Source organism: Aneurinibacillus terranovensis DSM 18919, assembly GCF_000430625.1.
GTDB classification, from domain to species: domain Bacteria; phylum Bacillota; class Bacilli; order Aneurinibacillales; family Aneurinibacillaceae; genus Aneurinibacillus_B; species Aneurinibacillus_B terranovensis.
In genome coordinates this window covers 1-3453 of the sequence record NZ_AUMJ01000104.1, presented here as the reverse complement: position 1 = coordinate 3453, position 3453 = coordinate 1, and the positions used below count along the sequence as shown (strand labels likewise).

The 3453-nt window shown below is 40.9% G+C and carries 2 protein-coding genes and 6 tRNA genes; 2 read left to right on the top strand and 6 right to left on the bottom strand.

All coding sequences use genetic code 11. The features are described from left to right. The first annotated feature begins 317 nt into the window (after positions 1 to 317). Both H525_RS0115305 and H525_RS0115300 read left to right on the top strand, forming a co-directional pair. Positions 318 to 677 (top strand): ArsR/SmtB family transcription factor, encoded by a 360-nt coding sequence (locus tag H525_RS0115305; protein WP_027416895.1) that lies wholly within the window; start codon positions 318 to 320, stop codon positions 675 to 677. Between the two features lie 73 nt (positions 678 to 750). Then, positions 751 to 2523, top strand: coding sequence for a SulP family inorganic anion transporter (locus H525_RS0115300; RefSeq protein WP_027416894.1), 1773 nt, complete (start codon positions 751 to 753; stop codon positions 2521 to 2523). Between the two features lie 222 nt (positions 2524 to 2745). Here H525_RS0115300 and H525_RS0115295 read toward each other — a convergent pair. The 6 genes from H525_RS0115295 to H525_RS0115270 form a co-directional block, all read right to left on the bottom strand. Continuing rightward, positions 2746 to 2822, bottom strand: a tRNA-Val gene (locus H525_RS0115295). Positions 2823 to 2847: 25 nt separating this feature from the next. Beyond that, positions 2848 to 2933, bottom strand: a tRNA-Leu gene (locus tag H525_RS0115290). A gap of 44 nt (positions 2934 to 2977) precedes the next feature. Further along, a tRNA-Cys gene (locus H525_RS0115285) sits at positions 2978 to 3052 on the bottom strand. A 3-nt stretch (positions 3053 to 3055) separates the two neighbouring features. Beyond that, positions 3056 to 3131, bottom strand: a tRNA-His gene (locus H525_RS0115280). A 5-nt stretch (positions 3132 to 3136) separates the two neighbouring features. Then, a tRNA-Pro gene (locus tag H525_RS0115275) sits at positions 3137 to 3213 on the bottom strand. A gap of 163 nt (positions 3214 to 3376) precedes the next feature. After that, a tRNA-Met gene (locus H525_RS0115270) sits at positions 3377 to 3452 on the bottom strand. Between the last annotated feature and the right edge of the window lies 1 nt (position 3453).

The following is a 3453-nucleotide window of genomic DNA, read 5'->3' as shown; positions in this document are numbered from 1 at the left end:
TCCTTTCTCCAGAATGATACGAGGACATTATACTCGTCAACTTCCGGACAGGCAATCCCATCAACTTTAGGTTGTTTTCGGGTATCAATAACACTGAGGCATCCGTTTTTTTAATGGTGCAGCTAATACGAAGGGCAGGATAGTTGAATAACAGAATTTGAAATTGAAATTTGATACCACATAAATAAAAAATTTATATTGAAATTTTTGTAGAACAGCAGTAATGTATATACATATTCAAACCTTTGAATATGTATATACATTACTGCTGAAAGATAAAGTCAATGATACATAGAAAACGAATGGGTGAATGATTAATGAATAGCAGTGACATGCAGCAATTTAAAGCTGATTTTTTTAAAGCTTTATCCCATCCTATACGGATACGTATTCTCGAATTGTTGGCAGACGGTGAAAAAAGTGTAAACGAAATTCAAAGTATTCTTAACAGTGAAGGTTCGGCTGTCTCTCAGCAATTAAGCGTTCTACGTGCTAAAAATATTGTGGTTGGAACCAAAGATGGAAAGCGAGTAATGTATTCTCTTCGAGATCCTTTGGTTACAAAGTTGTTGGCTGTCGCACGCGAAATTTTTAACAACCATTTAATCGATACCATTTCCATGTTGGAAGAACTGGATGAGAACGACATAAACGCGAAACAAACGGTGGAGCCATAGTACGGAGAAAAATAAGTTGGTTAGTTGATTTAGTATGGATAATGTCAATCAGAATAGAAAAGAAGGGTTAGCAATGAGAGGATTATTTACGGGAAGATTCCAGGGATATTCACTTGAACATTTTCAAAAGGATCTTCTTTCAGGTGTCATTGTTGGTGTGATCGCCATCCCACTTGCCATGGCTTTCGCGATTGCTTCCGGTGTAAAACCGGAGTATGGAATTTATACAACATGTATTGCAGGCATACTCATTTCATTATTCGGTGGATCGAAGTATCAAATTGGCGGCCCAACAGGAGCTTTTATCCCCATCCTTTTGGGAGTTGTAATTACCTATGGATATGAGAATTTACTGCTTGCCGGTTTATTAGCGGGAATCATGCTGTGTCTTATGGGGATTTTCAGACTGGGTTCATTAATTAAATTTATTCCACGTCCTGTAACCATTGGGTTTACTTCAGGGATTGCAGTCATCATTTTCACCGGACAAATTGCTAATTTCCTGGGCCTTACTGGTCTAAAACAGCATGAGGAATTTCTTGCAAATATTGATGAAATTATCATCCATATTAATACCATTAATCTATACAGTGTGTGTACGGCGCTGCTTTGTTTTTTCGTTATCTTAGTTACACCCAGGCTTTTGCCAAAAGTCCCTGGCTCATTAATTGGTTTAATTGTCTCCAGTGTGGTAGCCACCATATTTTTTTCGGGACGTGTATCCACAATTGGGACAGCTTTTGGTGCTATTCCCAGTACGATTCCTTACATTCATATGCCAGACATTACATGGGATCACAGTAAACAGTTGATTGCTCCTGCGTTTGTTATTGCCATACTGGGCGGAATTGAATCTCTTTTATCAGCTGTCGTAGCAGACGGAATGACGAACAGTAAGCATAACAGCAATCGGGAACTCATTGGTCAGGGGATTGCCAATATCATTACTCCTTTATTCGGCGGGATACCAGCAACGGGCGCGATTGCTAGGACAGCGACCAACATTAAAAGCGGGGCTGCCTCACCGATGTCTGGTGTTATTCATGGCGTTGTTGTTTTATTGACTCTTTTGCTTTTAGCTCCGTATGCTTCTCATATTCCACTTGCGAGTATGGCGCCTGTTTTAATGTTGGTAGCCTGGAATATGAGTGAGCGAAAACATTTTCTTCATGTACTTAAAACAAAGACCGGAGATTCTCTTGTATTGCTTGTGACCTTCTTCTTTACTGTTTTCACAAGTTTAACGACAGCTGTAGAAATAGGACTTGTTTTAGCTGTTATTTTGTTTGCAAAACAGATGAGTGAAATGCTTGTCATTGCTAAGGTGCTTCCTGATCACACTCAAAAACACGAAAAAGTTTTACCTCATGTTGTGAATGAAACTCATGATTGCCCGCAAATTAGTATCTATACAATCGAAGGACCTCTTTTCTTTGGGGCTGCTCAAACATTTGAACAGAACATTATGGGAACCATTCATTATAAACCGAAAGTGTTGATTTTACGTATGGGGAAAGTTCCCTTTATTGATACCACAGGCGAAGCATATTTCAGAAATATTGTGCAGCATTTTAAACAGCAAGGCGGTTTGCTCCTTGTCTCAGGAATGGGTCCTCGCTTAAAAACTGAACTGGAAAAAAACGGGTTATATAATGAGATCGAAAAAGACCACTTTTTCGATCATACCGGGGAAGCCATTAGTTATGCTCTTGGACAAATTGAGGTAAATAAATGCGCAGGATGTAAACATTTTGCTTTTCGCGAGTGTGCACAGCTTTCTCAACCATTGGAAACAGAAAAGAAAATCAACAGTAAGCAAAATATATTAGAACCTGTGAAAAGATAAGCAGCTTAAGGATCAGGTTACTTTCGTCGTTGATTTTTTGCAAAGTAACCTGATGACGTTTGATAAAGATTTGGTCATTCAATGGCAAAAAAGAAATACTCTAGTTTAATTAAGGTCGCCAAAATATGGTCACTCCGTAAATGTGGTCAATTTTCGGAGTGTTCATTTCCAAAGGCGGTATTAAAAAAAGCCTTGATTACAAGGCTTTTAACGTTTTATGTATGGGGGACCCAACTGGATTCGAACCAGCGACCTCTACGATGTCAACGTAGCGCTCTAACCAACTGAGCTATGGATCCATTAGTAAACTATAACTATGTACCATGGTGCGGTCGGCGAGACTCGAACTCGCACGATCGAGGATCACTACCCCCTCAAGATAGCGTGTCTGCCAATTCCACCACGACCGCTTAGTAATATCAACATATTTTTAAAATCTTTTAATCAGTGACTTTGGAGGGAGTACCCGGATTTGAACCGGGGAATAAAGGTTTTGCAGACCTGTGCCTTACCACTTGGCTATACTCCCATATGGGGCGATCGATGGGAATCGAACCCACGAATGTCGGAGCCACAATCCGATGCGTTAACCACTTCGCCACGACCGCCATTATGGTCGGAACGACAGGATTTGAACCTGCGACCTCACCCACCCCAAGGGTGCGCGCTACCGAGCTGCGCTACGTCCCGACTACTTATAAATATTCTTTTTGGTTGCACCCTACGGGTACTCCTGATTTCATTCCAAGCAATGATGACTATTCGGCGCAGTGGAATAAATGTATTGGTTGCCCTTCCAGGACAACGATTCCATTTGAACGAAGATGATTAATCAACGTAGTCCAAATGGTTTTGGTTGCGGGGACAGGACTTGAACCTGTGACCTTCGGGTTATGAGCCCGACGAGCTGCCAACTGCTCCACCCCGCGA

Coding starts and splice junctions, on each gene's coding strand:
- H525_RS0115305 (WP_027416895.1), top strand. CDS start 318: ATGAATAGCAGTGACATGCAGCAATTTAAAGCTGATTTTTTTAAAGCT.
- H525_RS0115300 (WP_027416894.1), top strand. CDS start 751: ATGAGAGGATTATTTACGGGAAGATTCCAGGGATATTCACTTGAACAT.